Genomic DNA, 25,838 nt, shown 5'->3' with positions numbered 1-25,838 from the left:
CGTCGGCCGCACGCGGGCGCGGCAGTCGCCGGCTGCAGGCAAAGCGCATGACAGGTGTCACTACGTCGCTGGCGGGGTGGCCGGCACGATGCACCGGTCGCCCGCGCCCCGTGTCGAATGGCGGCTGGCCCGTTCGTCCTGGCATGGAGGTATTCCATTCCGGAGGGAGCGCCGCCCGCCACAAAGTGACTTCCGGCAACTGGTCGCCGTGTACCCTTGCCGCGGACACTGGACCGGGAACCCCTAGAGAACGCAATGAACGCTTCCGCCGAACTGCTCAAGGAACTGAAGCTCGAGCGCAGCCGCACGCCGTCCACCCCGCCGCCGTCGCGGCGCGGGCTGTGGATCGGGCTGGGCGTGGCCGCGGCCGTGCTGCTGGCCGCCGCGGCCGCATGGCTGCTGCTCGGTGGCGAGAAGGCGCCGGAAGTGCGCACCGCGCCGGTGGTGGCGATCGCTTCCGGCGGCGGCGGCAGCGCCTCGGTGCTCGACGCCAGCGGCTACGTCGTGGCCCGGCGCATGGCCACGGTCTCGGCCAAGGTCACCGGCCGGGTCAAGGAAGTGCTGATCGAGGAAGGCATGCGGGTGGAGGAAGGCCAGGTGCTGGCGCGCCTGGACCCGATCGACGCCGACGCGCAGCGGACCCTGGCGGCCTCGCAGGTCTCGGCCTCGCGGAGCCAGGCCGACAGCGTGCAGGCACAACTGGTGGAGGCCGAAGCCAACGCCAACCGGCTCTCGCAGCTGGTCGGCCAGCAGCTGGTTTCGCGCGCCCAGTACGAACAGGCCATCGCCCAGCGCGACGCGCTGCGCGCGCAACTGGCGACCGCCCGGCGCAACTCCCAGGTCGCCGGCGACCAGCTGCGCATCGCCGACCAGGGCGTGGACAACACCATCGTCCGCGCGCCGTTCTCCGGCATCGTCACTTCCAAGGCCGCGCAGCCGGGCGAGATCGTTTCGCCGCTGGCCACCGGCGGCTATACCCGCACCGGCATCGGCACCATCGTCGACATGGAGTCGCTGGAAGTGGAGGTCGAGGTGGGCGAGTCCTACATCGGCCGGGTGCAGCCGAAGATGCCGGTGGAAACCGTGCTCAACGCCTACCCGGACTGGCGCATCCCCGGCGAGGTGATCGCGATCATCCCGGCCGCCGACCGCGGCAAGGCCACGGTCAAGGTGCGGGTGGCGCTGAAGGAGAAGGACGCGCGCATCGTGCCGGACATGGGCGTGCGGGTGAGCTTCCTCGAGGCGGCACCGGCGCCGGGCGAAACGGAGAAGCCGCAGGGCGTGCGCGTGCCGGCCGCGGCGATCGTCCAGCGCGAAGGCGCCGACGTGGCCTTCGTCGTCGGCGGCGAGGACACGGTCGAGCAGCGCGCTGTGAAGACCGGCATCGCCATGGGCCAGGACCGCCAGGTGCTGTCGGGGCTGGCCGCGGGCGAGACCGTGGTGCTCGATGCACCGGAAACCCTGCAGGACGGCGACACGGTGCGCCTGGCGGGCGCCGGCGACACCGAGTAGCACGGTTGCCGGCGTGACAGGCGCGCCTGCGCGCGCGAACCATCCATCACCCCGCCTGCGCGGCTTGCGCGCCGGCCCAGACGAGGAAGTCGAACGATGTCCACCCTGGTCACCCTCCGCAACATCACCAAGACCTACCAGCGCGGCCCAGAGAAGGTGCAGGTGCTGCACGGCATCGACCTCGACATCCCGCGCGGCGACTTCGTCGCGCTGATGGGACCGTCGGGATCGGGCAAGACCACTCTGCTCAACCTGATCGGCGGGCTGGACACGCCCACCGGCGGCGAGATCGAGATCGAGGGCGAGCGCATCGACCGGCTCTCGGCCGGCCAGCTCTCCAACTGGCGCAGCGTCCACGTCGGCTTCGTGTTCCAGTTCTACAACCTGATGCCGATGCTGACCGCGCAGAAGAACGTCGAACTGCCGCTGCTGCTGACCAAGCTCGGCGCCGCCGACCGCGCGCGCCGCGCACAGATCGCGCTGACCCTGGTCGGCCTGGCCGACCGCCGCAGCCACCGCCCCAACGAACTGTCCGGCGGCCAGCAGCAGCGCGTGGCGATCGCCCGGGCGATCGTCTCCGACCCGACCTTCCTGATCTGCGACGAGCCGACCGGCGACCTGGACCGCCATTCGGCCGAGGAGATCCTGGACCTGCTGCGCATGCTCAACCGCGAGCACGGCAAGACCATCATCATGGTCACCCACGACCCGAAGGCGGCCGAGTACGCGACCCACACCATCCACCTGGACAAGGGCGAACTGGCCGACGCGCCGGTCGCCCACTGACCGGAGGACGACGCGATGAAATACCTCTCGCTCGTATGGGCGCAGCTGTTCCGCAGCAAGACGCGGACGCTGCTGACCCTGCTGTCGGTGGTCACCGCCTTCCTGCTGTTCGGCATGCTCGATTCGGTGCGCGTGGCCTTCAACTCCGGCGGCAGCGTCGATGGCGCCAACCGCCTGGTCACCACCTCGCGCCTGTCGATCACCCAGAGCCTGCCGGTGCGGCTGGAGCAGCAGATCCGCACGGTGCCCGGGGTCAAGGACGTGACCTACGCGATGTGGTTCGGCGGCATCTACCAGGACCCGAAGAACTTCTTCCCGAGCTTCTCGGTGGCGCCGAACTACTTCGACGTCTACACCAACCTGCAGCTGCCGCCCGAGCAGCTCAAGGCGTTCCAGGACACCCGCACCGGCGCGGTGGTCGGCGAGACCCTGGCCAAGGAGTTCGGCTGGAAGATCGGCGACACCATCCCGCTGCAGGCGACGATCTTCCCGCGCCAGGGCAGCAACGACTGGCCGCTGCAGCTGGTCGGCATCTTCCGCTCCAAGGACCGCGCCGCCGCCAGCGGCGAGGAACGCCAGCTGGTGATGAACTGGACCTACTTCGACGAATCCAACGACTACATCAAGGGCCAGGTCAGCTGGTACACGGTCGCCCTGGACAACGCCAACCAGGCCTCGCGCGTGGCCCAGGCCATCGACGCGCTGTCGATGAACTCCGACCGCGAGACCAAGAGCCAGACCGAGTCGGCGTTCCAGCAGTCCTTCGCCAAGCAGTTCGCCGACATCGGCCTGATCGTCACCTCGATCATGGGCGCGGTGTTCTTCACCCTGCTGCTGCTGACCGGCAACACCATGGCCCAGGCGGTGCGCGAGCGCATCCCCGAGCTGGCGATCCTGAAGACGCTGGGCTTCAAGGACGGCCTGGTGCTGGTGCTGGTGCTGGTGGAGTCGGTGCTGCTGGTCGGCCTGGGCGGGGTGATCGGCATGGGGCTGGCGCGGGTGATCCTGCCCGGACTGGCGAGCAAGGCCCAGGGCATGCTGCCGGCGACCATTCCGCTGCAGACCTGGATCGTGGGCGCCGTGCTGATCGTGCTGATCGGCCTGGTGGTGGGCGTGCTGCCGGCGCTGCGCGCCAAGCGGCTGAAGATCGTCGATGCACTGGCTGGCCGCTGAGGAGAACCGACCATGAAGAAGCAATGGCTTTGGAACCTGCTGACGATCCTGCTGCTGGTCGTCGGCCTGGGCCTGTGGATCTGGCTGCCCTGGCAGGGCGTGCTCGGCGTGGCGGTGGCGCTGGCGCTGTGGCTGTTCCTGACCCGCAGCGGCCGGCTGGCGCTGGCGGCGACCGGTATCGGCATCGCCAGCCTGCCGCAGCGCTGGGGCGCCTCGTCGGTGATCGTGGTCGGCATCGCCGGCGTGGTCGCGGTGCTGGTGGCGATGCTGTCGATGGGTCGCGGCTTCCAGTCGACCATGAACAGCACCGGCGACGAGACCACCGCGATCGTGCTGCGCGGCGGCTCGCAGGCCGAGACCAACTCGGTGATCATGCGCGACCAGGTGCCGCTGATCTCCAGCCTGCCGGGCATCGCCCGCGACGGCGAGGGCCGGCCGCTGGTGTCGCCGGAACTGTCGCAGGTGGTGAACCTGGTCTCGCGCGAGGACGGCACCGACGTCAACGCGCAGTTCCGCGGCGTCGGCGAGCTGGGCTGGGCGGTGCACGACCGGGTCAAGATCGTCGAGGGCCGCATGTACGGCAGCGGCCTGCGCGAGATCGTCGTCGGCCAGGGCGCGCAGAAACAGTTCCGCGACCTGGACGTGGGCAGCACGCTCACCCTCGGCAACCAGCAGTGGCAGGTGGTGGGCAAGTTCGCCTCCGGCGACGTGCACGACTCGGAGATCTGGACCGACGCCCAGACCCTGGCCAGCACCTACAACCGCGGCGCCTGGCAGCTGGTGAGCGTGCGCACCGAGGGCAAGGCCGGGTTCGAGCAGTTCAAGGCGGCGATGGCGGCCGACCCGCGGCTCAAGCTGGACGTGGAGACCACCAAGGCCTACTACGCCAAGCAGAGCGGCCAGCTCAACCAGCTGCTGACGATCCTGGGCACCGTGATCGGCGCGATCATGGCGGTAGGCGCGGTGTTCGGCGCGCTCAACACCATGTACGCGGCCGTGGCCGGCCGCGCCCGCGAGATCGCGACCATGCGCGCGATCGGCTTCCGCGGCCTGCCGGTGGTCGTGGCGGTGATGCTGGAGACGATGCTGCTGGCGCTGGTCGGCGGCGTGCTCGGCGGGCTGCTGGCGTGGCTGATCTTCAACGGCTACAGCGCCTCGACCATGGGCAGCAACTTCAGTGCGGTGGTGTTCCAGTTCAAGGTGACGCCCGAGCTGCTGTGGTCGGGCCTGAAGTGGGCGCTGGGCATCGGCCTGGTCGGCGGACTGTTCCCGGCGCTGCGCGCCGCGCGCTTGCCGATCACCGCCGCCCTGCGCGCGCTCTGAGGCGACCGGACTACGGCGCCGGCTCCACTGAACGGAGCCGGCGCTGTCATCGCACTGTCACCTCGATGCGGTAGAAGGCGGCGCCGGTCGCGCGCTACGGTGTGGCGCCGTCGTCCGATGCGACCGCCATGTCCGCCTTTCCCCTGCCCTCGACGCCAGCCCGCGCGGCCTGGCCGCGCCGCGTGCTGCCGCGGCTGCTGCTGCTCGCCGCCGCCTGCCTGCTGCTGGCCGGCTTCACCCATTCGCGCACCCGCGAGCTGGCCGATCCCGCCGGTGCGCTGGCCGCGCGCCTGGCCGCGCCGGGCGGCGTGTCGCCGCTGCTGCCCAGCGCCAGGATCGAAGCCCTGCTCGCCACCGTACCGAGCCGCAGCGGCCACGTGGCCACGGCGGACGGAGTGCCGGTGTTCTGGCGCGCGCTGGACCCGGGCGACTACCGCATGCATTACGCCTGGCTGGGCGCGCATGGCGGCCAGCGCCAGCGCATGGACTACACGCTTTCGATGCGAGCGCCGGTCCGCGCGGTCGCACCACGCGGCACCGTGGTCCTGCTGCACGGCTGGATGATGGACGGCGGCTCGCTGCTGCCGTGGTCGGTGGAACTGGCCCAGCGCGGCTACCGCACCATCACCCTGGACCTGCGCAACCACGGCCGCTCCGGCAGTGCGCCGTCCGGCTACGGCACGCGCGAGGCCGGCGACGTCGTCGCCGTGCTGCGCCAGCTGCGCGCGCGCGGCGAGGTGACCGGACCGCTGCACGTGATGGGCGTGTCCTACGGCGCGGCCACGGCGATCTTCGCCGCCCGCGACCTCGGCGGGCCGTCCGACGGCAACGAGGTCGACGACCTGCAGCTCGGTGGCGTGGTCGCGATGGAGTCGTTCGACAACGCCGGCCGCGCGATCCGCGACATGGTCCCGCACATGCTGCAGCGCGCGCCCGACAGCACCGGCGAATGGCTGGCCCAGGCCTGGCTGCGCTGGCGCTTCGACCCGCGCCTGCTGGACGCGGCGATCGCCGACGCCGACCGCCGCCTGGCGCTGGACCTGGACCGGATCGACGTCGGCGCTGCCCTGGCGCAGGCGCCTGCCTGCGTCCTGCTGATCCACGGCCGCGACGACGCGCACGTGCCGGTGGCGCATGGCCGCGCGCTGGCCGCCGCGGCCCCGCGCGCCCGCTACCTGGAACTGCCCGGCGAAGACCACCTGAGCCTGCCGATGCGGCTCGACCGGCTCGCGCCGACGGTGGAGGACTGGTTCGCGCGCACGCCGGTCACCGGCAATGGCGCCTGCCCGCAGCCGCTGGCACCGCGGCACGGCTGAACGCCGGCACGTCCCGCTCCCTGTAGGAGCCCATCTTCATGGGCGACACGGGCGTCGGGTCATCGATCGAGTCGCCTGTGCCGACGGCGTCGGGTCGCTGATCGAGTCGCCTGTGCCGACGGCGTCGGGTCGCTGATCGAGTCGCCTGTGCCGACGGCGTCGGGTCGCCCATGAAGATGGGCTCCTACGCGCGCGGCTGGTGCCGGCTGCGCCACAGACCCTCGCCCGCATACAGCGCCAGGCCCAGCCAGATCGCACCGAAGCCGACCGCGCGCGCGGTATCGAACGGCTCGTGGAAGAACCACACGCCCAGCAGCAGCTGCAGCGTCGGCGCGATGTACTGCAGCAACCCGACCACGCTCAGCGGGATCCGGCGCACGCCGTAGGCGAAGCCGATCAGCGGCACCGCCGTGACCACCCCGCCGAACACCAGCAACAGGTCGGTGCCCAGGCCCCACGCGCCGGAGAAGCCGCCGCCATGGCCGGCCTCGGCCCATAGCACATAGGCCAGTGCCGGCAGGAACAGGTACAGGCTTTCCAGCCCCAGCCCGGCCACCGGATCGACCGCGACCAGCTTGCGCACCAGCCCGTACAGCCCGAACGAAGCAGCCAGTCCCAGCGCGATCCACGGCGGCGATCCCGCGCTGACCGTCAGCCAGGCCACGCCCGCCGCCGCGCATCCGACCGCGATCCACTGCAGCCGGCGCAACCGCTCGTGCAGCACCAGCACGCCGAGCACCACGTTGACCAGCGGATTGATGAAGTAGCCCAGGCTGGTCTCGACCACGTGGCCGGCGTTGACCGCCCAGATGTACAGGCCCCAGTTGAACGCGATCAGCACGCTGCTGAGCGCCAGCGCCGGCAGCGCGCGCGGTTGCGCGGCCAGCCGCCGCAGCCAGCCCCAGCCATCGCGCAGCAGCAGCCAGCCGACCACCAGCAGCGCGCTCCACACCACCCGGTGGGCCATGATCTGCAGCGCCGGCACCGCCTTGAGCAGGTGCCAGTACACCGGCACCACCCCCCAGATCACGAAGGTCGCGGCGGTGACCGCCAGCCCGCGGCGATCGACGGCCGCGTCCGCGCGTGCGCTCATCGGCGCAGCACCCGCGCCAGGGTGATCGTGACCACGCCGGCCAGGATCACCGCCATTGCGCCGAGGTCGTGCGCGGTGAAGCGCTCGCCGGCCAGCCAGGCGCCGAGCGCCACCGCGATCGCCGGGTTCACGTAGGCATAGCTGCTGACCAGGGCCGGGCGCACGTGGTGCAGCAGCCAGACGTAGGTGCTGAAGGCGATGATCGAGCCGAACACGGCCAGGTACAGCAGCGCCAGGGTGCCGTGCAGCGTCGGCGCCGCATCGAAACTCTCGCCGCGCAGCAGGCCCACGACGATCAGCATCACGCTGCCGCACAGCATCTGGCCGGCGGCGGCCATGAACGGCGACGGCAGGTCGCGCCCGCGCGACCACACCGAACCGAAGGCCCAGCCGACCGGCGCGACCAGCAGCAGCACCAGTCCGGCGGTGCTGGCGCTGAGGCTGCTGCCGGCGTTGAGCCAGACCACGCCGGCGAAACCGATCGCGATGCCCAGCCATTCCACCCGGCTCGGGCGCTGCCCGAACATCGCCCCGAACAGGCCCATCCACAGCGGCACCGACGCCACCGCCACCGCCGCAAGCCCGGACGACACGCTCTGCTCGGCCAGGACCACGAAGCCATTGCCCAGCAGCAACAGCATCAAGCCCATCACGGCGAGGTTCTTCCACTGCGCACCGGTGGGCGCCGGCACGCCGCGCCAGCGCAGGAAGGCGTACATCGCGCCGCCGGCGACCAGGAAGCGCGCGCCGGACACCGCCAACAGCGGCGGCCAGCCGCCTTCCAGGGCGAAGCGGATCGCCAGGTAGGTCGAACCCCAGACCACGTAGACGATGGCCAGGGCGACGACGACGGCCAGGCCGGCGGCCTGCGCCGGAGCCTGTGCGGGTGCGGACATGGAATAGACGCCGGGGGACGGCCGCAGATTCTAATCCAGAGGACGGGCCGCCCCCGTGCCAGCGGTGGCGCTTCAGCTTTGCGGCGGTGCGCGCCGCGGCCGCCTGAAGGGCCGGCAACGGACGCCTGCGTCCGCTTCACCGCATGGCTCGGGCCGGCGCAGAATCGGGCACGGCCCCACCGAGGAACGTGCCATGCGAACCCGTTACCTGCTGCCATTGCTGGCCGCGCTGGTCTTGGCGCCGACGCTGGCCGGCGCGCGCAGCGTGGTCACCGACCCGGCCCTGCCTCGCGCCCTGCCCGCCGACGGGCCGGTGAGCGTCGAGTGGACCGACCCGGCCCAGTTCTCCGACATCCGCTTCAGCAATAACCGCTGGGAAGCACAGCAGGGCAGCTGGGTGGCCGAACTGGCCCGCCACCTCCAGCAACAGGCGGCGCGGCGCCTGCCCGCCGGGCAGCAGATGGAGGTGACCATCACCGACATCCAGCGCGCCGGCCGCTACGAGCCCTGGATGGGCATCAACTACGGCCACGTGCGGGTGATGCGCGACATCTATCCGCCGCGGATGACGCTCAACGTGCGCATCACCGGCGCCGACGGCCAGGTCCTGGCCGAGGGCGAGCGCAAGCTGTCGGACATGAGCTACCTGCAGAATGCCACGCCGGTCGATACCGACAACCTGCGCTTCGAGAAGCGCATGATCGACGACTGGCTGCGGCGCGAACTGCCGGCGCCGCAGGCCTGACCGCCGCGGCCCGCCGGCCTCAGAACTCCCGCGCCAGCGCCCGCTCGATCTGCTCGCGCGGGGCGTTGGTGTAGTTCTTGGGAAGCTCGGCCAGCAGCCGGCTGCGCGCGCCCTCGTGCAGGTGCGGCCGGATCTGGCCCAGCGTCTGCGGATCGGCGGCCAGCACCAGGTGCGCGTAGCGGCCCTCCAGTGCGTCCTGGTTGAGCCGGTGCGCCAGCTGCCGGGCAAAGGAGGCCTCGTCGATCTCGCGCGCCGGCACGTCCGCCGGCAGCACCGATGGCATCACGCCTTCGGCCGGGTCGAGGACCAGGGCCTCCTCCTGGTGCAGCTTCACCGCGCCGTTCTCGCCGCCGAGGTTGCGGAACAGCCGGGCCGACGCACCGTCGGCCACCAGCACCCAGGTTTCGCGTGGGATCCTGCGCATGGCATCTCCTGCATCCAAGTGAGCGTTGAACCTAGGCGGCCGGGTGTTAGGGCCGCGCGCAGGGATCGTCACGATTCCGTAGACGGGCGGCGCACCCCCGGCCCGGAAGGGGCGCGGGCTTGCAGTGGCCGGCCGTTGCCTCCATCTGTGACCTCATGCCGGCCACGGTCGTGCATCATCCCCGCTGCAACCCAGGAGACGCCATGAGCCGCTTCGACCTCAGCCCGCCCACCCCGCAGCAGCGCGATGCGCTGGTCGCCGGACTCTCCGCCGAGGAAGCGCGCGTGCTGCTCCAGCACGGGACCGAGGCCCCGTTCTGCGGGGTGTTCCTCGACAACAAGCGCGAAGGCACCTACTGCTGCCGGCTGTGCGGACTGCCGCTGTTCCGCTCCAGCACCAAGTTCGATTCGGGGACCGGCTGGCCCAGCTTCTTCGCCCCGTACGACGAGGCCCACCTGGGCCGCATCCGCGATACCAGCCACGGCATGGTCCGCACCGAGATCGTCTGCGCGCGCTGCGGCAGCCACCTGGGCCACGTGTTTCCCGACGGTCCGCCACCGACCGGCGAGCGCCATTGCCTGAACTCGGTATCCCTGGCCTTCGTCGACGCCGCCGACCCGCTCCCCGATCCCCTGCGCCGCGGCGGTGCCGAAGCCGGGCCTGCCTGAACGCAGTGCCGCCTGCACGCGGTTACCATGCACCCTCCGTGTCTGTCCCAGGTGCGTCGCGCATGAAATACCTGCTGCTGGTCTACATCGATCCGGAACTGCTCGACCAGGCCACCGCCGAGCAATACGACGGCGAGATGCGCCACTGCATCCGCCATGCCGACACGCTCGCATCGCAGGGCACCCTGTTGGGCTTCAACAAGCTCGAATCGCCGGCGCAGGCGCGCACCGTGCGCATCCGCGAGGGCCGCTCCACCGTGTTCGACGGGCCGTTCGCCGAGACCAAGGAAGTGCTGGCCGGCTACAACCTGGTCGAGGCCGACTCGCTGGAGCAGGCGGTCGAGCTGGCCAGCCGGTTCCCCTGGGCACGCTACGGCAGCATGGAAGTGCGGCCGGTGGCGGACATGGAAGCCGAACGCGAACGCGTCGGCGCCTGATCCGCGCCGCACCGCTCCCTCCACCCGGCCCCTCCGCAACGCAGCCCACGGGCGTGCCGGTTTCACGCATCCTGCGCGCGGCGGCCTGCTAGCGTGCGCGCTGGTCCGAAACCCCGACGGAGGTGGCCCATGCGCGTGCTGGTCCTGCTGTTCGCCCTGGCGATGCCGGTGGTGTCCTGGTGGTCGCAGTCCGGCGCGTTCGGCCCGGACAACGGCACGGTTTCCGACCGCTATCCCACGCTGCTGGTCGCGGCCGGGTATGCCTTCTCGATCTGGGGCCTGATCTTCCTGCTCGACGTGGTGTACGCGGCATGGCAGGCGACCGGACGGCGTCGCGACGACGCCCTGCTCGGCCGGATCGCCCCGGCCGCTGCCGCCGGTTTCGCCCTGACCGCGGTATGGATGCCGCTGTTCTCGCAGGGGCTGTTCTGGTTGTGCCTGCTGGTGATCTTCGGCGCCCTGGGCTGCCTGGCCTGGGCCGCCCTGCAGCTGTCGCGCGCCGAGCACGGCCGCACCTGGGCCTGGTTGCCACTGTCGCTGCACGCCGGCTGGCTCTCGCTGGCGGCGTTCCTCAACCTGGCGCAGTCGGCGCTGGCCTTCGGATGGACCCAGCAGGATGCGCAGCTGGTGCCGAGCCTGCTGCTGTTCGCGGCCGCGGCCGCGCTGCTGCTGGAGCTCAACCGGCGCATGCGCGGCAACTTCGCCTACGCCGCCGCCGCGCTCTGGGGCCTGGTCGCCGTGGTGGTCGAGCAGTCGCGCTCCGCCCTGCCCGGCGCCGGCATCGCCACCTGGGTGGCCGCGGCGATCGCGGCGCTGCTGGCGGCGCAGACCTTGTGGCTGCGCGCCCGGCGCCGGGCCTGACACCCTCGCCGCGGCAGCCTCAGCCGCAACCGGACGCGTCGTCCTCGCCCACGCACAGCCGGAACGCCGCGGGCAGGCCTTCGACCTGGCGGCGTTTGCCCACGGTCAGCGCGAACGCGTCCAGCGTCTTCCGCGTGCACGCGCCTGCCTCGTTCGCGGCACCGGCCGCGCCTTCGCAGCGCTCCTCGTAGATGCGGTAGTGGCAACCGCCGCTGCGGCTGGCGAAGCACTCGAAGGTGGCGACGCCGTCCACCGTCGTGGTCTTGCTGAAGAGGGTCTCGGTGCCCTGGTCGACTACGCGGGTGATGCTGGTGGTGCTCGGGCGCGTATCGCAGCCGAACAGCGAGAGCAGGCAGGACAGCAGGGTGGTCAGCAGTCGCATTTCACACCTCGGGAAACGGGAGGGCCGGCCCCCGCCGGGGAGCGGGACAGGCCGGCGATGGCGGATACGGCGGTCCGGCTCACATGCCCTTGAACAGCGCCATGAACGGCACGCTGACCGGCAACGTTTCGCTGCGCCCCTTCAGCCGCAACGTGCCCTTGCCGCTGTCGTCGCGGACCACCGACGCCACGGCCTTGAGGTTGACGATGGTCGAGCGGTGGACCTGGCGGAACTGCCGCGGGTCCAGCGCCTCGAGCAGTTCCTTCAGCGGCGTGCGCAACAGGGCCTCGCCCTCGGCGGTCACGACCACCGTGTACTTGCTGTCGGCGCGGAAGTAGGCGACCTCGTCGAGCATGATCAGCTTGGTTTCGCGGCCGCTGTTGGCGGTGATCCAGGCCAGCGGCGGCGCGGCTTCCGGCTCGGCCGGCCGCTTGGCGAGGTGCTGCAGCAGCGCCTCGAGCGTGGCCGGGTCCGGCCGTCCGGCGGCCACCCGCGCCTGCAGTCGCTGCACCGTCGCCTGCAGGCGGTCGCGCGCCACCGGCTTGAGCAGGTAGTCGACCGCGCCTTGCTCGAAGGCGTCGATCGCATACTGATCGTAGGCGGTGACGAACACGACCTGGGTGCGCGGGCTCACCTCCGACAGCGCGGCGGCGACCTCGATCCCGGTCAGGCCCGGCATGCGGATGTCGAGGAAGGCCACGTCAGGCTTGTGCTCGGCGATGGCTTCCAGCGCGCTGGCGCCATCCTCGCATTCGGCCACGATCCGCAGGCCCGGCCACACCTCGCCCAGCTGCAGCAGCAGCGAGGTGCGCAGCAGCTCCTCGTCCTCGGCGACGACACACTCAAACATCGCGACGCTCCTCGGTGCCGGTGCCGGTGCCGGTGTCGGCGGGCAGCGGCAGGGTCAGGGTGGCGGCCACGCCACTGGGGAAGTTGGACACGATCGAGAACGAGGCGCGCTCGTCGTAGGTCAGGCGCAGGCGTTCGCGCAGGTTCTTCAGGCCGATGCCGGTGCCCGCGGTCGCGCTGCCGAAGCCTTGGCCATCGTCGGCCACGGTCACGGTGGCGTGGTCCTCGAAGCGGCGCGCCAGGATCCAGACGGTGCCGCCGCCGGGCTTGGGCTCGAGCCCGTGCTTGATCGCGTTCTCCACCAGCGTCTGCAGCATCATCGACGGCAGCTGCAGGGCCTTGAGCGATTCGGGCACCTCGACCTTCAGTTCCAGCCGCGCGCCCATCCGGATCTTGAGGATCTCCAGGTAGGCGCGGGTGCGCTCCAGTTCCTCGCCCAGGGTGGACAGGGTGTCGTGCTCGCGCGGCAGCGAACGGCGCAGGTACTGGATCAGGTGGCCGAGCATCTCGTCGGCGCGCGGCGGGTCGGTGCGCGCCAGCACCTGGGCGTTGGCCAGGGTGTTGTAGAGGAAGTGCGGCTCGACCTGTGCCTGCAGCAGGTTCAGCCGGGCCACGGTCAGCGCGTTGTCGGTGGCGCTGCGCTCGGCCTGCGCCTGTTCGTCGCGGCGCTGCTCGGCGACGCGGCGGGTGACCGAGCGCTGCAGCGCCTCGGCGTTCTCGTAGCTGGTGCCCTCGTCCAGGGCGAACAGGTCGACCCAGTGCGGCGCGTCGGGCTCGCACAGCAGGGTGGCGCTGCTGGTGCCCTCGCCCGGCACCACCGTGGCCAGGACGCGGTCGCGGGTGATGGCGAAGCGCGCCAGCACGTTCCATTTCGAGGGCTGGTTGCCGCCGAACGGATCGCTGCGGCGCACCTTCGCCCGTACCTGCAGGCTGCCGCGCGAGGCCTCGATGTCCTCCACCCGCGGCAGCTCGCGCACCGCCGCCTCGACCAGGTCGAAGGCCGCGCCGGCGTCCAGCGGCAGTTCGATCCGCCGTTGCTGGTGGTTGCTCAGCACCGCCGCATCCAGGCGGCCGGCGGCCAGGCGTACCCGGCGCAGGTGAGTGACCGCGCCCAGCACCGCCAGGGCCATCGAACCCCAGGCCAGCAGCCAGAAGATCGCGCCGACATCGCCGAACAGCCCGCCCCAGACGAAACCGGCCAGCAGGATCGCCACGGCCCAGGCGAAGAGGATGCGCAGGATCAGGAACAGGCTGGCGGACACGTGGCACCGGGAAGCGTTTCAGGTGCCGCGGAGCATAGCCGCCGCCCGCGCCGGCGGAAGCCCGCATGCGACGAAGCCGGGAATCGGACGACGAAACCCCGCCAGGGACCGCTCCGGTTCCGGCCCTCCCGGGCGGGTAGGTCGGGATCGCGCGGCTAGGCGCTGTCGGTGCTCTCGGTGTTGCCGGCCGCGCCGGCCACGTCGTCCAGGCGCGACCAGGCGCGCTCGAACACGGTGCGCGCCTCCTCCTCGGTCAGCAGGCTGGCGCTGACGTCCTCGCGCTGCAGGTACAGGCGCGCCGCTTCCGCCCGCGGCGCGCGCGGATGGTTGAGGAACACGTCGTAGGCCGCGCACACCACCGGCCAGTAGCGGGCGAAGCTGCGCATCGCGCGTGCCCGCGGCAGCGCGTGGTAGCGCTGGCGCCAGTGTTCGCGCTCGCGGTCGAGGTCGATCATGACCACCTTCCGTGGTGGTGGTTGCGCGTTGTCCATGGTTGCTGCCCGCTGTGACCGGCGTCGCCGGCATTGGCCACCCTGCGGCGCGAGCATTCCATCGCCGACGTCGGGAGCGGGTGAAAGCAGGCGCGCGCCTCTGAAGCGTTCAGTCCTCGCGCGTGATCAGGGTGATCTCGCCGCTGGTTTCCAGCACGGCGATCTCGATCCGGCGATCGTCGTCGCACTGGGCCTTGCGCTTGGCCGACTCGAAATCGGCGCGGCTCACGTTCTGGCGGCGCAGCGCCTCCCAGAACACTTCGCCCTTGCGCGCCAGCACCACCGGCTCGCCCTCCACCATCCGGTCGGCGGCCTGGCTGCGCGCGGTGACGAAACCCACGCCCCAGTTCAGCCCCAGCAGGGTCGCCGCCAGGATCAGTCCACCGACGAGCGAGGTGTCTTCGCCGATCAGCGAGTTCTGCACCGCGGTGCCGAGCAGGACCACCAGCAGCAGGTCGAACGGGGTGAACTGCCCGACCGTGCGCTTGCCGGTCAGCCGCACCAGCACCAGGACCACGACATAGACCGCCACCGCGCGCAGGACGAACTCCCACCACGGCATCGCCAGCTCGAACAGGCTTTCCAGCATCGGAGCACTCCGCCGTCGCGCCACCGCGACCGTGCGCCATTGGTGTCCGCGCTGCGTAAAACGGCGGTGAATTCACCCGCGGGGGTACGCCGCTGCGGCCGTGGAGGGAGGCGGACCCAACGGGCGTCCCCGTAGAGCGGGGCTTGCACCGCTACATGCGCGGCGGCACGGCCTTGGAGTGGCGGGGCAAGCCCCGCTCTACGCAACACCGCACGGCCTTGGAGCAGCGGGGCAAGCCCCGCTCTACGAAACACGGCACGGCCCGGGAGCAGCGGGGCAAGGCCCGCTCTACGCGGCCAGGGCCATGCCGGCGGCGTGGCCCGAGGCCCAGGCCCACTGGAAGTTGTAACCGCCCAGCCAGCCGGTCACGTCCAGCACTTCGCCGACGAAGTACAGGCCGGGCACTTGGCGCGACTGCATCGTGCTGGACGAGACGCCATCGGTGTCCACGCCGCCCAGGGTGACCTCGGCGGTGCGGTAGCCTTCGGTACCGCTGGCGACCAGGGGCCAGTCGGCCAGCACCGCGGCGACCTCGCGCAGTTGCGGCGGATCGAACTGGCGCATCGGCCGGTTCGGCAACCAGAACTCGCACAGGCGCTGGGCGAATCGCCGCGGCAACGCATCGGCCAGCACCGTCTTCAGCTCCGCATCCGGGCGCTGCTTCTGCTGCACCCGCAGCCACTCGTGCGCGTCGCGCCCCGGCAGCAGGTCCAGCCGCAGTTCGTCGCCGGGCTGCCAGTAGGACGAGATCTGCAGGATCGCCGGCCCGCTGACGCCACGGTGGGTGAACAACAGCGCCTCGGCGAAGGACTGCCCGTTGCAGCGCGCCTGCACCGGCAGCGCCACCCCGGACAGGTCGGCCAGGCGCTCCTGGTGCTTGCCGCTGAGGGTCAGCGGCACCAGGCCTGCGCGCGTGGGCAGCACCGCATGGCCGAAGCGGCGCGCCAGTTCGTAGCCGAAGCCGGTCGCGCCCAGGCTGGGAATCGACAGGCCCCCGCTGGCCACGACCAGCGCCGGCGCGGCGAACGCGCCCTGCGCGGTGCGCAGCCGGAAGCCGCCGCCATCGGCTTGCTCGACCGACTCGATCGCGCAGTGGGTGCGGATCTCCACTCCGGCCGCGGCGCATTCGTCCAGCAGCATCTTCACCACCAGCTTGGACGACACGTCGCAGAACAGCTGGCCCAGGGTCTTCTCGTGCCAGGCGATGCGGTGCCGGTCGACCAGGTCGATGAAGTGCCAGGGCGTGTAGCGCGCCAGCGCCGACTTGCAGAAATGCGGGTTCGCCGACAGGTAGTTGGCCGGCGTGGTCCCGGTGTTGGTGAAGTTGCAGCGCCCGCCGCCGGACATCAGGATCTTCTTGCCGACCTTGTTGGCGTGCTCGACCACCAGCACGCGCAGGCCGCGGCCGCCGGCGGTGAGCGCGGCCATCAGGCCGGCGGCGCCGGCACCGACGACGATCGCGTCGCAGTGCTGCAAGGTCAGGCCGCCGCGGTACCGGTGCGCAGGACCGGGCGCACGACCAGCTCCCTGCCCTCGGCATCGAGCAGGCTGACCTCGCCGTCCTGGACCATCACCGTCCAGCGCAGCCCGCGCGAGTAGAGGGCGGCCAGCGCCTGGACCTGGTCGTCCGGCAGGTCGAGCACCACCAGGTTGTCGTGGCGGGCCAGCGTGCGCGCGCTCTTCTCCCACCACAGGTCGGCGGCGCGGCCGCCGTAGTTGAGCACCACCACCTCGCGCGCACGGCCGCAGGCCTTGCGCACCCGCGACTCGTCCGGCTGGCCCAGCTCGATCCAGCGTTCGACCTCGCCGGTGTAGTCGCGCTGCCACAGGTCCGGGTCTTCGTCGGTGCTCAGGCCGCGGCCGAACTCCAGGCGCTCGTCGGCGTACAGGGCGAACGCCAGCAGGCGCACGACCAGGCGCTCGTCGGTCTCGGACGGATGCTGGGCCAGGGTCAGCGGGTGGGTCGCGTAGTAATGGCGATCCATGTCGCTGATCTGCAGTTCGGCACGCACGACGGTGGCTTTCAGTGCCATGGACAGTCCTGGGGTGGCCAGCTCCGGTCGGAGGCGGCGCGGTGGCGGAGGGAAAGTTGCATGATACCGCCCCCCGCCCGTCGCTCCCGGCTTCAAGGGCCACGCACGGGCATGCCTGCGCCGCGCCGGGCAGGTATGCTTGCGGCCCCGCCGGCGGTGCCGGCACGCCGTGCGGCATTGCGAATGAGCGACACCCCTCCCGATCGACTGGCCCTGGATCCGCGCAGCCCGTTCCACGACGCGGCGATCATCGAGCGCGGCGTGGGCATCCGCTTCAACGGCCAGGAACGCGACAACGTCGAGGAGTACTCGGTCAGCGAGGGCTGGATCCGGGTCCAGGTCGGCCGCTCGCGCGACCGGCGCGGCAATCCGATGACGATCAAGGTCAAGGGCACGGTCGAACCGTACTTCATCGAACCGGCCTGACCGGTCCGCACCCGCTCCTCAGCCGGCGCAGGCGGCGGCCATGCGGTCGTCGGCATGCCATAGCGCGCGGCGGGCCAGGTCGTAGGCGCTGTTGGCCGCATTGGGCAGCATGTGCTCGGCGCGCACCGGATCGGCGCCGGCCGCCTTGGCGGCCTCGACCTTCTGCAGTTCGTCCAGGTGCAGCAGCAGCGGCTGCATGAGTTTTTCCAGGCGCCCTCGATCGCAACGCCCGTACGCGGCCTCGAGCGCGGCCACCTGTTCGCGGATGCGGCGGCTCGCCGTGCCATCCAAGCCGGGCGCGGGCTGGTAGCTGATCGGCGCGGCCTTGTACGCGTCGCCGGTGGCCTCGCTGCCCAGGTCGGTGTCGCGCTCGTGCCGGGCCGGATTGAAGCGTACGTCGGGCGACGGGCGCGCGGTGGCGTGCTTGATGTCCTTGCCGAACAGGAACTCGGCGATCTTGCGCTGCGCCCGCAGGATCTGCTGCTGGACCACGTCGGCCGCATCGCCGTCGCTGATCCAGTCCTTGGCGAATCGCGTCGAACGCACTTCCACCGGGTTGCGTGGTTGCAGCAGGCGCGTGGCGGCGTCCTCGGCCGCTGGCGTCGCCATCCCATCGGCGGCGCTCCAGCGGTCGTCCGCCGGCAGGCGCACGCGACCGTCGGCGTCGTACAGCGGCGCGCCGGCCGCCGGCCGCGTCGCTGCCGGCCGCGCGCGGTCCGGCGTACCGGGGCTTGCCGCGGCTTCGGGCCCGCGTGGCGGGGGCGAGGCGCCGATGTCGCGCACGGCGGGCACCGGCGGCGAAGCCTCGGGCGGCAAGGCAGACCCTGCCGCGGGTGGGCGCGCGACGAACACCAATTGCACCCGGGACGGATCGGTGGGCGCGGCACGCAGCGCACGCGGTGGTCCGAGCAGGAGCTTCGCCGCCAGCACCAGCAACGCGAGCGTGGCCGCGGCTGCCACCAGGCGCGGCAGGAGGTCGTCATCCCGGCGTGAGGTCCACGGGTCGTGCACGGGGGAATGGCGTCTCCGCTTGTCGTAGGCCCCGATGACCGCGGGTGGGCCGCGCGAGTTCCCCGGCGCCCATGACATCGTGCACGCCGTTCATGCACGGGATATGCCAGCATCCCGTCTGCTTCCGCCTTCCGCAGCGTCCATGCCCGATACCGCCACCACCTCGTTAGACGGCATCGAGTTCCTTCGCGGCGGAGGCCTGGTAGCCGGGCGGATCGCCCGCCACGACTGGTCGGCGCATCCGCTGGGCCCGCCGGCCCGGTGGCCGCCCGAGTTGAAGACGGTGCTGTCGATCATGCTCGGCTCGCGCTTCGCCATGTGCGTGGGCTGGGGCCCGGACCTGCTGCTCTTCTACAACGATCCGTACATGCAGGTGCTTGCCGCCAAGGAGCCGTCCGCGCTCGGCGAACCGATCCGCGAAGTATGGTCCGAACTGTGGGAGGACATCCGCCCGCTGGCGGAGACCGCCATGGCCGGCACCGCCACCTGGGTGGAAGACATGCACCTGCGCATGCAGCGGCATGGCTTTGCCGAGGACACCTGGTGGACCTTCACCTATACCCCGGTGCGCGATCCGGACGGGCGGGTGGTGGCGATGCTCAACGTCACCCACGAGACCACCCGCCGGGTACTGACCGAACAGCGGCTGGCCGACGAGAACAACCGCCTCGCGCGCATGTTCGAGCTGTCGCCGGCGTTCATGGCGCTGCTGCGTGGGCCCGGGCACCGCTTCGAGTTCGCCAATTCCAGCTACCTGCGCGTGGTCGGCGACCGGAACGTGATCGGCAAGGCGGTCGCCGAGGCCCTGCCGGACGCGACCGCCCAGGGCTGGGTGGACGTGCTCGACCGGGTCTACGCCTCCGGCGTGCCGTTCGTGGCCCAGGGCGCGGTGTTCCGCGAGCAGGCCGAGCCGGACGGACCGGTGACCGAGCGGCAGCTGGATTTCGTCTACCAGCCCATGCGCGCGCCCGACGGCAGCATCGACGGCATCTTCGTCACCGGCATGGACGTGAGCGCGCGCGCGCTCAGCGAAGCCCGGCTGCAGGCGCTCAACCAGGACCTTGAGCGCCAGGTCGCCGAACATGCGCAGGAGCGCTCGCTGACCTGGCAGGTCACGCCGGACATGCTCGGCGTGCTCAATGGCGACGGCGTACTGGAGAAGACCAACCCGGCCTGGGAACGCACGCTCGGCTGGACCAGCGCCGAGCTGGCCCGGCACCCGGTGCGCGATCTGGTCCACCCCGAGGACATGCCGGCGGCGATGGAGGCGCGGGCCCGGCTGCACGCCGGCGAGCCGATGCTCGGCTTCGAGTGCCGGCTGCGCACGCGCGACGGCGACTACCGCACGCTGTCGTGGGTGGCCTCGCCGGAGGGCGGCAAGTTCTACTGCAGCGCACGCGACGTGACCGAGCTCAACGCGGACGCGCGCGCGCTGGCCGATTCGCAGGCGCTGCTGCGCAGCCTGTTCGAGACCAGCCACCAGCTGCAGGGCCGCTGCGCGCTGGACGGCACCCTCGAGGACGCCAACCGGACTGCGCTGGACGCGATCGGGCGCGGGCTCGAGGAAGTGGTCGGCCTGCCGATGTGGGAGACGCCCTGGTTCGCCAGCTCGCCCGGCATGGGCGAGCGCATGCGCCAGGCGTTCGCGCGCGCGCGCGCCGGCGAGGTGGTGCGCGAGGAGATCACCCTGAGCCTGCCGGCCGGCCAGCGCACCTTCGACCTGTCGCTGCGGCCGCTGTACGACGCCTCGGGCAGGATCAGCGCGGTGGTGCCGGAGGCGCTGGACATCACCGAGCGCCGCGCTACCGAGGAGGCGCTGCGCCAGTCGCAGAAGCTCGAGGCGATGGGCCAGCTCACCGGTGGCGTGGCCCACGACTTCAACAACCTGCTCACCCCGATCATGGCGGCGCTGGAGCTGGCCGACGACCCCGACGCGCGCCCCGAGCGGCGCGCGCGCACCCTGGCGGTGGCGCGGCAGTCGGCCGAGCGCGCGGCCATGCTGGTGCAGCGCCTGCTGGCCTTCGCCCGGCGGCAGCCGCTGCAGGCGGTGGCGGTGGACATCGGCCTGCTGGTCGACGGCATCGCCGAGCTGCTGCGCAGCAGCTTCGATCCGCGCATCCGCATCGTCGTGGAACGCGGGTCGGCGCCGCTGCGCGCCCATGCCGACGGCAACCAGCTGGAGATGGCGCTGCTCAACCTCGGGGTGAACGCGCGCGACGCGATGCCCGACGGCGGCACGCTCACGCTGTCGGCACGCGGGCAGGCGCTAGAGTCTGGCCGCGACGCTGCGTTGCCGGCCGGGGACTATGTGGTGATCGCCGTGGCCGATACCGGCCGGGGCATGGACGAGGCCACCCGAAGGCGGGCGGTCGAGCCCTTCTTCACCACCAAGGGCCTGGGCAAGGGCACCGGCCTCGGGCTGTCGATGGTCCATGGCCTGGCGTCGCAGCTGGGCGGCGAACTGCGGATCGACAGCCTGCCCGGTCGCGGCACGACGATGGAGCTGTGGCTTCCGGCCACGGCGGCATGATTCCCTCCACCAAGACGACGAACGACAGGAAATTCCCGATGGCGACGAGCGAACCGCACAAGGCGGTGGCCCTGGTGGTGGACGACGAGGCGGGGGTGCGGATGTGCACGGCCGACGTCCTGCTCGACATGGGCTACGAGGTGGTGGAGGCCGATTCGGCCGAGGACGCCCTGCGCGAACTGGAACGCGGGCTGGTGCCGTCGCTGCTGATCACCGACCACCTGATGCCGGGCATGTCCGGTTCGGACCTGGCGCGGGAGGTGCGCGGCCGCCATCCGCAGGCGGCGGTGATCGTCGTATCCGGCTACACCGACGTGCAGCTGGAACCGGGCCTGGTGCTGCTCGGCAAGCCGTTCCGGCTGAAGGAGCTGCGCGACTGCGTGGAAGCGGCGACCGCGCGCGGCTGAGCCCATCCGGCGGCCGGACGATGGCGTAAGGCGTTCTCGTCGCCCGCCCGTAGAGCGGGGCTTGCCCCGCTGTCGTGGCCTCGTGGGCAGGAAGAGCAGCGGGGCAAGCCCCGCTCTACGCCGTGGCCTCGCGGAAAGACGAGCAGCGGGGCGAGCCCCGCTCTACGAGGCGCGACGGATTATTCGCCGGTCAGGTCGACCACGTCGAACGGGGTGACCGGATCGACGTCGGCGTCGTAGTCCACGTCGTCGCGCTCGAAGCCGAACAGCTTCAGGAAGTCGTGCTTGTAGGTCGCGTAGTCGGTGACCTCGAACAGGTTCTCCGTCGTCACCGTCGGCCACAGGTCGCGGCAGGCCTGCTGCACGTCGTCGCGCAGCTCGCGGTCGTCCAGGCGCAGGCGGTTGGAGTCGTCGGTCGGCGGCGGGTCGGTCGCGTACAGGTGCTCGCGGAAGGTGCGCTCGAGCTGCTCGATCGTGCCTTCGTGCAGGCCCTTGGCCTTCATGATCCGGTAGACGATGGCGATGTACAGCGGCATCACCGGGATGGCGGCGCTGGCCTGGGTCACCACCGACTTGAGCACGGCGACATTGCCCTGGCCACCGCCGGGCTTGAGCGCGGCGTCGATCGCATGCGCGGCGCGGTCCAGGTCTTCCTTGGCCTTGCCAAGCGCGCCGTGCCAGTAGATCGGCCAGGTGATCTCGGTGCCGATGTAGCTGAAGGCCACGGTCTTGGCGTCCGGCGCCAGCACGCCGGCCCTGGAGAGCGCGTCGATCCACAGCTCCCAGTCCTCGCCGCCCATCACCCGGATGGTGTCGGCGATCTCCTGCTCGCTGGCCGGCTCGACCGTGGCATGGATGACCTGGTCGCGGTTGGTGTCCACCGCGGTGGCCTCGTACGGCTGGCCGATCGGCTTGAGCGCCGAACGCTTGAGCTCGCCGGTGTCGGGCAGGCGGCGCACCGGCGAGGCCAGCGAGTAGACCACCAGGTCGATCGGCCCGCCCATCTCGCGGGCCAGCTCGATCGCCTTCTCCCGCACTTCGTCGGAGAACGCGTCGCCGTTGATCGAGCGGCTCCACAACCCGGCCTGCTTGGCCAGCTTGTCGAACGCGGCCGAGTTGTACCAGCCGGCGTTGCCGGTCTTCTTCTCGGTGCCGGGCTTCTCGAAGAACACGCCCAGGGTAGCGGCGCCGTAGCCGAACGCAGCGGTGATGCGCGCGGCCAGCCCGTAGCCGGTCGAGGAACCGATCACCAGCACCCGCTTGGGGCCGTCGTGGCGGATGCCCTTCGACTGCACGTACAGGACCTGGTCCAGCACGTTCTTCTCGCAGCCCACGGGATGGGCGGTGGTGCAGATGAAGCCTCGGACCTTGGGATGGATGACCACGCGGACTCTCTCGGATGCGGAGGGGAGCGCGGGCGCGGGGGGCGCCAGCGGAGAGGCACAGTCTAATTCCACCGGCCGAAAAACGACCCTTCTGCGGCGTATGGCGGGAATGCGCCGGCGACCCCGTCGCGGCCGAACGCGTAGAGCGGGGCTCTACCCCGCTGCCCTGGCGTGGCGACGGGCGGAGCGGCCAGCCGCGGATCGCATACCCGCCCTACGGGAATGACTCGGCGTCCGGGCGTGTGGGCACCGCCTGCGACTACAGCTTCAGGTCGCGGGCGCTTTTCCACGGACGCATGTCCGGTCTCCCCGGCTCCTACACGGCGGGGCAGGTCCGCTGGCGGCGCGACAGGCTGCGCGCGGCCCAGGCATAGATCGCCAGGCCCGCCACCGCCGTGGCGGCGCCGACGTAGCCGGTGGAGGTCCAGCCGAATCCGGCGGTGATCGCCATGCCGCCAAGCCAGGGACCCAGCGCGTTGGCGGTGTTGAACGCGGCGTGGTGCGAGGCCGCGGCCAGGGTCTGCGCGCCATCGGCCACGTCCATCAGGTGCGACTGCAGGATCGGCCCGAGCGCGCCCATCATGCCGATGCACACCGTGGCCAGCAGCAGGCTCCACGGCCAGTGCGCGGCCAGCGGGAACAGCAGCAGCATCGCCACCGCCCAGCCCAGCACCACCGGCACCGCGCGGAACTGCAGCCGGTCGAACAGCCAGCCGCCGAGGATGTTGCCGATGACCCCGCCCAGGCCGAAGCCGGCCACGCCCAGCGGAATCCAGGCCGGAGCCACGCCGGTGACCTGGACCATGGTCGGCGCCAGGTAGCTGAAGACCGAGAACATGCCGGCAAAACCGATCGCGCCGATCAGCAGCGCGTGCCATACCGGCAACCGGTTGAAGGCGCGCAGCTCGTCCAGCGGGCGTTCGCGCGCGCCTGTGTCCACCGCATGCGGCAGGGCCAAGGCGATCAGCGAGACGGTCACCAGCGAGACCAGCGACACCGCCGCGAAGGTCCAGCGCCAGCTGGCCAGCTGCCCCATCCAGGTCGCCAGCGGCGTGCCGACCAGGATCGCCAGGGTCAGGCCGAGCATCACCAGGCTCACCGCGCGGCCGCGCGCCTCCGGGCGGCTGATCGATACCGCCGTCAGCGCGGCCACGCCGAAGTAGGCGCCATGCGGCAGGCCGGCGATGAAGCGGAACAGCAGCAGGCTGCCGTAATCCGGCCCCAGCGCGCTGGCCAGGTTGCCCAGCGCGTAGAAGCCCATCAGCGCCAGCAACAGGGTCTTGCGCTTCATCGCCCCGCCCAGCACCGCCAGCAGCGGCGCGCCGACCACCACGCCCAGCGCATAGGCGCTGATCAGGTGGCCGACCTGCGGCTCGCTCACGCCCAGCTCGGCGGCCATGTTCGGCATCAGGCCCATGCCGGCGAATTCGCTGGTGCCGATGGCGAAGCCGCCCAGGGTCAGGGCGGCGAGGATCAGCGTGTAGCGGCCACGGCTGATCGGCAACGGCGGCGCGGCCGCGGGCGCGGCAGGGAGGGAAACGGACATGGCCGCCATTATGCTGCGATGCAGCAAGCTCGCCTAGGCCGGCGGGCAGCACGCTGGCGTCCTGTTCATGCAACGACGGGGACCGCCACGCGGGGCTTGGCGCGCTTCCCCGCGGGTGTTCACGACCTTGCGGGCATCGCGGCATCGCCTGAACCGCATCGGCCATCCGTTGCTGCCGGCACCCGCGTCCCAGACCGGTGTGTCGATCGCCTGGCGGCCCGGGCGTCGTGCATGTAGAGGCCAGCGACAAGCAGGGCCGACCTGGACTGCACGGGAGCGCCGGATGGGCAGGGTGATCGTCGAACAGATCGTCAGCATCGATGGCTACGTCGAGGATGCGCAGGGTGGCATCGGCTTCTTCTTCGATGCGCAGGAGCTCGAGGCGACCGACCAGGAGCAGCTGCGGATGCTGCGCTCGGTCGGCGCCATCGTCTTCGGCGCGCGTACCTACCGCATGTTCGCCGACTACTGGCCGCAGGCCGACCCGGTGGCCGAACCGGTGGCGGTGCCGATCCGCGAACTGCCCAAGTTCGTGGTCTCCTCCACCCTGGCCGCTGCGCCCTGGGATGCGGACCAGTCGGCCACCGTGCTCGGGGGCGACGGCGTGGCCGCGGTGCGCGGGCTGCGCGAACGCATCGACGGCGACCTCGTCATATGGGGCAGCCTCACCCTGGTCGATGCGCTGCTGGGTGCCGGCGAAGTGGACATCCTGCGCCTGCGCGTCGTGCCGGTGCTGCTGGGCGGGGGGCGTCCGCTCGCACCGCCGGGCACGGCCCCCCGGCGCTGGCGGCTGGCGCGCGTGGAGAGTTTCGGCGGCGGCGTGGCGGTGCTGGAGTACCACGCCTTGGCATGAACGCCGGGCTGGCGGCGCCAGGGCACGGCTGCCCTGCGTGCACCAGATCGCGCCGCGGCTCCCTATTCGTACAACCGCTGGCAGCGCTCGCAGAAGAACGCCCGCCGCCTGGCCAGCCCCAGGTGCTTGCGGTAGGCCAGGCGCTGGCCGTCGCGCGGACAGACCGTGCGGGTATGCACCTGGTAGTGCTTGCGCAGGACATGGGCCTTCTTCCAGCGCAGGAAGTCGAAACTGTACTCGCGCGCCTGGGCCACCAGTTCGCCCAGCTTGCGCGCCGACAGGGCGCCGACGCGGCTTTCCGGGTGCACGCGGATCCGGTGCAGGACCTCGTTCTTGATGATGTTGCCGACGCCGGAGAACACCTGCTGGTCCAGCAGCGCGTCGGCGGCCAGCGCCTGCGGCCGCGCACGCAGCTTGCGCCGCGCCCGGGCCGGATCCCAGGCGTCGTTCATCACGTCGGCGCTCCAGTCGTAGACCTCGTCCAGCGGCTGCTCGATGAATTTCACCGAGCAGGCATAGAAGTTCATCTCGCCGCCGCCGTCGAAATCCAGCGCCAGGCGCGGCGCGGCCTCCTTGCGTTCGTCGATGCGGTAGCTGCCGAACAGCATGAAGTGGATGCGCACGCTGAAGCCATCGAACTCCAGCAGGAAATGCTTGCCCCAGCTGCGCAGCGCGCGCAGCCGGCAGCCGGCCATCCGCTGGATCGGCTCGCGGCTGTTGCCGCGCACGTGGGCGACGCGCCGGCCGGCGAAACCGGCCGCTTCTTCCCTGAGGATGACGATGGACGGACCTTCCGGCACCGCCCCAGTATCGGCGCCGGCGGTGAGCCCGCCGTCAAGC

The 25,838-nt window shown here is 71.4% G+C and carries 27 protein-coding genes; 13 read left to right on the top strand and 14 right to left on the bottom strand.

Features of this window, described 5'->3' with window-relative positions; genetic code table 11:
* Positions 1-255: 255 nt before the first annotated feature.
* The 5 genes from ABKA19_RS03890 (at position 256) to ABKA19_RS03870 (ending at position 6,110) form a co-directional block, all read left to right on the top strand.
* Positions 256-1,512, top strand: coding sequence for an efflux RND transporter periplasmic adaptor subunit (locus ABKA19_RS03890; protein WP_353687738.1), 1,257 nt, complete (start codon positions 256-258; stop codon positions 1,510-1,512).
* 96 nt (positions 1,513-1,608) lie between these two features.
* Positions 1,609-2,298, top strand: a complete 690-nt coding sequence (locus ABKA19_RS03885) for an ABC transporter ATP-binding protein (protein WP_162378274.1) — start codon at positions 1,609-1,611, stop codon at positions 2,296-2,298.
* 15 nt (positions 2,299-2,313) lie between these two features.
* Entirely contained in the window at positions 2,314-3,471 is a 1,158-nt protein-coding gene (locus ABKA19_RS03880) for an ABC transporter permease (RefSeq protein ID WP_162378273.1), read from the top strand.
* Positions 3,472-3,483: 12 nt separating this feature from the next.
* Positions 3,484-4,794, top strand: a complete 1,311-nt coding sequence (locus ABKA19_RS03875) for an ABC transporter permease (protein ID WP_353687737.1) — start codon at positions 3,484-3,486, stop codon at positions 4,792-4,794.
* A gap of 185 nt (positions 4,795-4,979) precedes the next feature.
* Positions 4,980-6,110, top strand: coding sequence for an alpha/beta fold hydrolase (locus tag ABKA19_RS03870; RefSeq protein ID WP_353688041.1), 1,131 nt, complete (start codon positions 4,980-4,982; stop codon positions 6,108-6,110).
* A gap of 184 nt (positions 6,111-6,294) precedes the next feature.
* Here ABKA19_RS03870 and rarD read toward each other — a convergent pair whose 3' ends face one another.
* Together rarD and yedA are read right to left on the bottom strand one after the other, a co-directional pair.
* Entirely contained in the window at positions 6,295-7,203 is a 909-nt protein-coding gene (gene rarD, locus ABKA19_RS03865) for an EamA family transporter RarD (RefSeq protein WP_353687736.1), read from the bottom strand.
* A complete protein-coding gene (yedA, locus tag ABKA19_RS03860) occupies positions 7,200-8,099 on the bottom strand; it encodes a drug/metabolite exporter YedA (protein ID WP_353687735.1) in 900 nt (299 codons plus the stop codon). Before yedA ends, rarD begins: the two co-directional genes overlap by 4 nt.
* 193 nt (positions 8,100-8,292) lie before the next feature.
* On the opposite strand from yedA, the gene ABKA19_RS03855 reads away from it, so the two are divergent.
* Positions 8,293-8,844, top strand: coding sequence for a DUF3016 domain-containing protein (locus ABKA19_RS03855; RefSeq protein ID WP_353687734.1), 552 nt, complete (start codon positions 8,293-8,295; stop codon positions 8,842-8,844).
* A 19-nt stretch (positions 8,845-8,863) separates the two neighbouring features.
* Here the strand turns inward: ABKA19_RS03855 and ABKA19_RS03850 are convergent, their stop codons facing one another.
* Positions 8,864-9,268, bottom strand: a complete 405-nt coding sequence (locus ABKA19_RS03850) for a host attachment family protein (RefSeq protein ID WP_353687733.1) — start codon at positions 9,266-9,268, stop codon at positions 8,864-8,866.
* Positions 9,269-9,471: 203 nt separating this feature from the next.
* Between ABKA19_RS03850 and msrB the strand changes: the two genes are divergently transcribed.
* From msrB to ABKA19_RS03835, 3 genes are all read left to right on the top strand, one after another.
* Complete coding sequence (msrB, locus tag ABKA19_RS03845; protein WP_162378266.1) at positions 9,472-9,936, top strand: peptide-methionine (R)-S-oxide reductase MsrB; 465 nt, start codon at positions 9,472-9,474, stop codon at positions 9,934-9,936.
* Positions 9,937-9,998: 62 nt separating this feature from the next.
* On the top strand, positions 9,999-10,373 hold the full coding sequence (locus tag ABKA19_RS03840) for a YciI family protein (protein WP_353687732.1): 375 nt from the start codon (positions 9,999-10,001) through the stop codon (positions 10,371-10,373).
* A gap of 129 nt (positions 10,374-10,502) precedes the next feature.
* Entirely contained in the window at positions 10,503-11,234 is a 732-nt protein-coding gene (locus ABKA19_RS03835; RefSeq protein ID WP_353687731.1) for a TspO-related membrane protein, read from the top strand.
* Positions 11,235-11,253: 19 nt separating this feature from the next.
* Here ABKA19_RS03835 and ABKA19_RS03830 read toward each other — a convergent pair whose 3' ends face one another.
* The 7 genes from ABKA19_RS03830 to ABKA19_RS03800 all read right to left on the bottom strand — a co-directional run bounded on the left by ABKA19_RS03830 (position 11,254) and on the right by ABKA19_RS03800 (position 16,840).
* A complete protein-coding gene (locus tag ABKA19_RS03830) occupies positions 11,254-11,616 on the bottom strand; it encodes a hypothetical protein (RefSeq protein WP_353687730.1) in 363 nt (120 codons plus the stop codon).
* Positions 11,617-11,695: 79 nt separating this feature from the next.
* On the bottom strand, positions 11,696-12,466 hold the full coding sequence (locus ABKA19_RS03825; RefSeq protein ID WP_353687729.1) for a LytR/AlgR family response regulator transcription factor: 771 nt from the start codon (positions 12,464-12,466) through the stop codon (positions 11,696-11,698).
* Positions 12,459-13,727 (bottom strand): histidine kinase, encoded by a 1,269-nt coding sequence (locus ABKA19_RS03820; RefSeq protein ID WP_353687728.1) that lies wholly within the window; start codon positions 13,725-13,727, stop codon positions 12,459-12,461. Before ABKA19_RS03820 ends, ABKA19_RS03825 begins: the two co-directional genes overlap by 8 nt.
* Positions 13,728-13,882: 155 nt before the next feature.
* Positions 13,883-14,182 (bottom strand): hypothetical protein, encoded by a 300-nt coding sequence (locus ABKA19_RS03815; protein WP_353687727.1) that lies wholly within the window; start codon positions 14,180-14,182, stop codon positions 13,883-13,885.
* A gap of 145 nt (positions 14,183-14,327) precedes the next feature.
* Positions 14,328-14,804 (bottom strand): DUF421 domain-containing protein, encoded by a 477-nt coding sequence (locus tag ABKA19_RS03810; protein ID WP_353688040.1) that lies wholly within the window; start codon positions 14,802-14,804, stop codon positions 14,328-14,330.
* A gap of 291 nt (positions 14,805-15,095) precedes the next feature.
* Positions 15,096-16,283 carry a BaiN/RdsA family NAD(P)/FAD-dependent oxidoreductase gene (locus ABKA19_RS03805; protein ID WP_502945698.1) on the bottom strand — a complete coding sequence of 396 codons (1,188 nt, stop codon included), beginning with the start codon at positions 16,281-16,283 and terminating at the stop codon, positions 15,096-15,098.
* A 2-nt stretch (positions 16,284-16,285) separates the two neighbouring features.
* Positions 16,286-16,840 carry a YaeQ family protein gene (locus ABKA19_RS03800; RefSeq protein ID WP_353687726.1) on the bottom strand — a complete coding sequence of 185 codons (555 nt, stop codon included), beginning with the start codon at positions 16,838-16,840 and terminating at the stop codon, positions 16,286-16,288.
* A gap of 183 nt (positions 16,841-17,023) precedes the next feature.
* Between ABKA19_RS03800 and ABKA19_RS03795 the strand changes: the two genes are divergently transcribed.
* Positions 17,024-17,266 (top strand): DUF3297 family protein, encoded by a 243-nt coding sequence (locus ABKA19_RS03795; protein ID WP_162378259.1) that lies wholly within the window; start codon positions 17,024-17,026, stop codon positions 17,264-17,266.
* A gap of 18 nt (positions 17,267-17,284) precedes the next feature.
* On the opposite strand, the gene ABKA19_RS03790 is transcribed toward ABKA19_RS03795, so the two are convergent.
* Positions 17,285-18,277 carry a hypothetical protein gene (locus ABKA19_RS03790; RefSeq protein ID WP_353687725.1) on the bottom strand — a complete coding sequence of 331 codons (993 nt, stop codon included), beginning with the start codon at positions 18,275-18,277 and terminating at the stop codon, positions 17,285-17,287.
* A 142-nt stretch (positions 18,278-18,419) separates the two neighbouring features.
* Here ABKA19_RS03790 and ABKA19_RS03785 point away from each other — a divergent pair, with 142 nt between their 5' ends.
* Positions 18,420-20,807: a PAS domain-containing protein gene (locus ABKA19_RS03785; protein WP_353687724.1), complete on the top strand. Its 2,388-nt coding sequence runs from the start codon at positions 18,420-18,422 to the stop codon at positions 20,805-20,807.
* A 38-nt stretch (positions 20,808-20,845) separates the two neighbouring features.
* Positions 20,846-21,214 (top strand): response regulator, encoded by a 369-nt coding sequence (locus tag ABKA19_RS03780; protein ID WP_162378256.1) that lies wholly within the window; start codon positions 20,846-20,848, stop codon positions 21,212-21,214.
* 179 nt (positions 21,215-21,393) lie between these two features.
* On the opposite strand, the gene fabV is transcribed toward ABKA19_RS03780, so the two are convergent.
* Together fabV and ABKA19_RS03770 are read right to left on the bottom strand one after the other, a co-directional pair.
* On the bottom strand, positions 21,394-22,599 hold the full coding sequence (fabV, locus tag ABKA19_RS03775; protein WP_353687723.1) for an enoyl-ACP reductase FabV: 1,206 nt from the start codon (positions 22,597-22,599) through the stop codon (positions 21,394-21,396).
* Between the two features lie 316 nt (positions 22,600-22,915).
* Positions 22,916-24,145, bottom strand: coding sequence for an MFS transporter (locus ABKA19_RS03770; RefSeq protein ID WP_353687722.1), 1,230 nt, complete (start codon positions 24,143-24,145; stop codon positions 22,916-22,918).
* Positions 24,146-24,428: 283 nt separating this feature from the next.
* Between ABKA19_RS03770 and ABKA19_RS03765 the strand changes: the two genes are divergently transcribed.
* Positions 24,429-24,998 (top strand): dihydrofolate reductase family protein, encoded by a 570-nt coding sequence (locus ABKA19_RS03765; protein WP_353687721.1) that lies wholly within the window; start codon positions 24,429-24,431, stop codon positions 24,996-24,998.
* A gap of 62 nt (positions 24,999-25,060) precedes the next feature.
* On the opposite strand, the gene ABKA19_RS03760 is transcribed toward ABKA19_RS03765, so the two are convergent.
* Complete coding sequence (locus tag ABKA19_RS03760; RefSeq protein ID WP_353687720.1) at positions 25,061-25,798, bottom strand: DNA-formamidopyrimidine glycosylase family protein; 738 nt, start codon at positions 25,796-25,798, stop codon at positions 25,061-25,063.
* Positions 25,799-25,838: the final 40 nt, after the last annotated feature.

Origin of the sequence: Pseudoxanthomonas sp. Soil82 (genome assembly GCF_040446535.1) — a bacterium.
Taxonomy (GTDB): domain Bacteria; phylum Pseudomonadota; class Gammaproteobacteria; order Xanthomonadales; family Xanthomonadaceae; genus Pseudoxanthomonas; species Pseudoxanthomonas kaohsiungensis.
The sequence above is the reverse complement of the archived record's forward strand: the minus strand, read 5'-3'. Positions and strand labels throughout refer to the sequence as shown.

What these genes read in the sequence shown, in the direction of transcription:
- ABKA19_RS03880 (WP_162378273.1), top strand. Translation starts at nt 2,314, where the DNA reads ATGAAATACCTCTCGCTCGTATGGGCGCAGCTGTTCCGCAGCAAGACG.
- ABKA19_RS03785 (WP_353687724.1), top strand. Translation starts at nt 18,420, where the DNA reads ATGCCCGATACCGCCACCACCTCGTTAGACGGCATCGAGTTCCTTCGC.
- ABKA19_RS03840 (WP_353687732.1), top strand. Translation starts at nt 9,999, where the DNA reads ATGAAATACCTGCTGCTGGTCTACATCGATCCGGAACTGCTCGACCAG.
- ABKA19_RS03890 (WP_353687738.1), top strand. Translation starts at nt 256, where the DNA reads ATGAACGCTTCCGCCGAACTGCTCAAGGAACTGAAGCTCGAGCGCAGC.
- ABKA19_RS03855 (WP_353687734.1), top strand. Translation starts at nt 8,293, where the DNA reads ATGCGAACCCGTTACCTGCTGCCATTGCTGGCCGCGCTGGTCTTGGCG.
- msrB (WP_162378266.1), top strand. Translation starts at nt 9,472, where the DNA reads ATGAGCCGCTTCGACCTCAGCCCGCCCACCCCGCAGCAGCGCGATGCG.
- ABKA19_RS03765 (WP_353687721.1), top strand. Translation starts at nt 24,429, where the DNA reads ATGGGCAGGGTGATCGTCGAACAGATCGTCAGCATCGATGGCTACGTC.
- ABKA19_RS03825 (WP_353687729.1), bottom strand. Translation starts at nt 12,466, where the DNA reads ATGTTTGAGTGTGTCGTCGCCGAGGACGAGGAGCTGCTGCGCACCTCG.
- ABKA19_RS03885 (WP_162378274.1), top strand. Translation starts at nt 1,609, where the DNA reads ATGTCCACCCTGGTCACCCTCCGCAACATCACCAAGACCTACCAGCGC.
- ABKA19_RS03835 (WP_353687731.1), top strand. Translation starts at nt 10,503, where the DNA reads ATGCGCGTGCTGGTCCTGCTGTTCGCCCTGGCGATGCCGGTGGTGTCC.
- ABKA19_RS03800 (WP_353687726.1), bottom strand. Translation starts at nt 16,840, where the DNA reads ATGGCACTGAAAGCCACCGTCGTGCGTGCCGAACTGCAGATCAGCGAC.
- ABKA19_RS03795 (WP_162378259.1), top strand. Translation starts at nt 17,024, where the DNA reads ATGAGCGACACCCCTCCCGATCGACTGGCCCTGGATCCGCGCAGCCCG.
- ABKA19_RS03780 (WP_162378256.1), top strand. Translation starts at nt 20,846, where the DNA reads ATGGCGACGAGCGAACCGCACAAGGCGGTGGCCCTGGTGGTGGACGAC.
- yedA (WP_353687735.1), bottom strand. Translation starts at nt 8,099, where the DNA reads ATGTCCGCACCCGCACAGGCTCCGGCGCAGGCCGCCGGCCTGGCCGTC.
- ABKA19_RS03875 (WP_353687737.1), top strand. Translation starts at nt 3,484, where the DNA reads ATGAAGAAGCAATGGCTTTGGAACCTGCTGACGATCCTGCTGCTGGTC.
- ABKA19_RS03815 (WP_353687727.1), bottom strand. Translation starts at nt 14,182, where the DNA reads ATGATCGACCTCGACCGCGAGCGCGAACACTGGCGCCAGCGCTACCAC.
- rarD (WP_353687736.1), bottom strand. Translation starts at nt 7,203, where the DNA reads ATGAGCGCACGCGCGGACGCGGCCGTCGATCGCCGCGGGCTGGCGGTC.
- ABKA19_RS03770 (WP_353687722.1), bottom strand. Translation starts at nt 24,145, where the DNA reads ATGTCCGTTTCCCTCCCTGCCGCGCCCGCGGCCGCGCCGCCGTTGCCG.
- ABKA19_RS03850 (WP_353687733.1), bottom strand. Translation starts at nt 9,268, where the DNA reads ATGCGCAGGATCCCACGCGAAACCTGGGTGCTGGTGGCCGACGGTGCG.
- ABKA19_RS03830 (WP_353687730.1), bottom strand. Translation starts at nt 11,616, where the DNA reads ATGCGACTGCTGACCACCCTGCTGTCCTGCCTGCTCTCGCTGTTCGGC.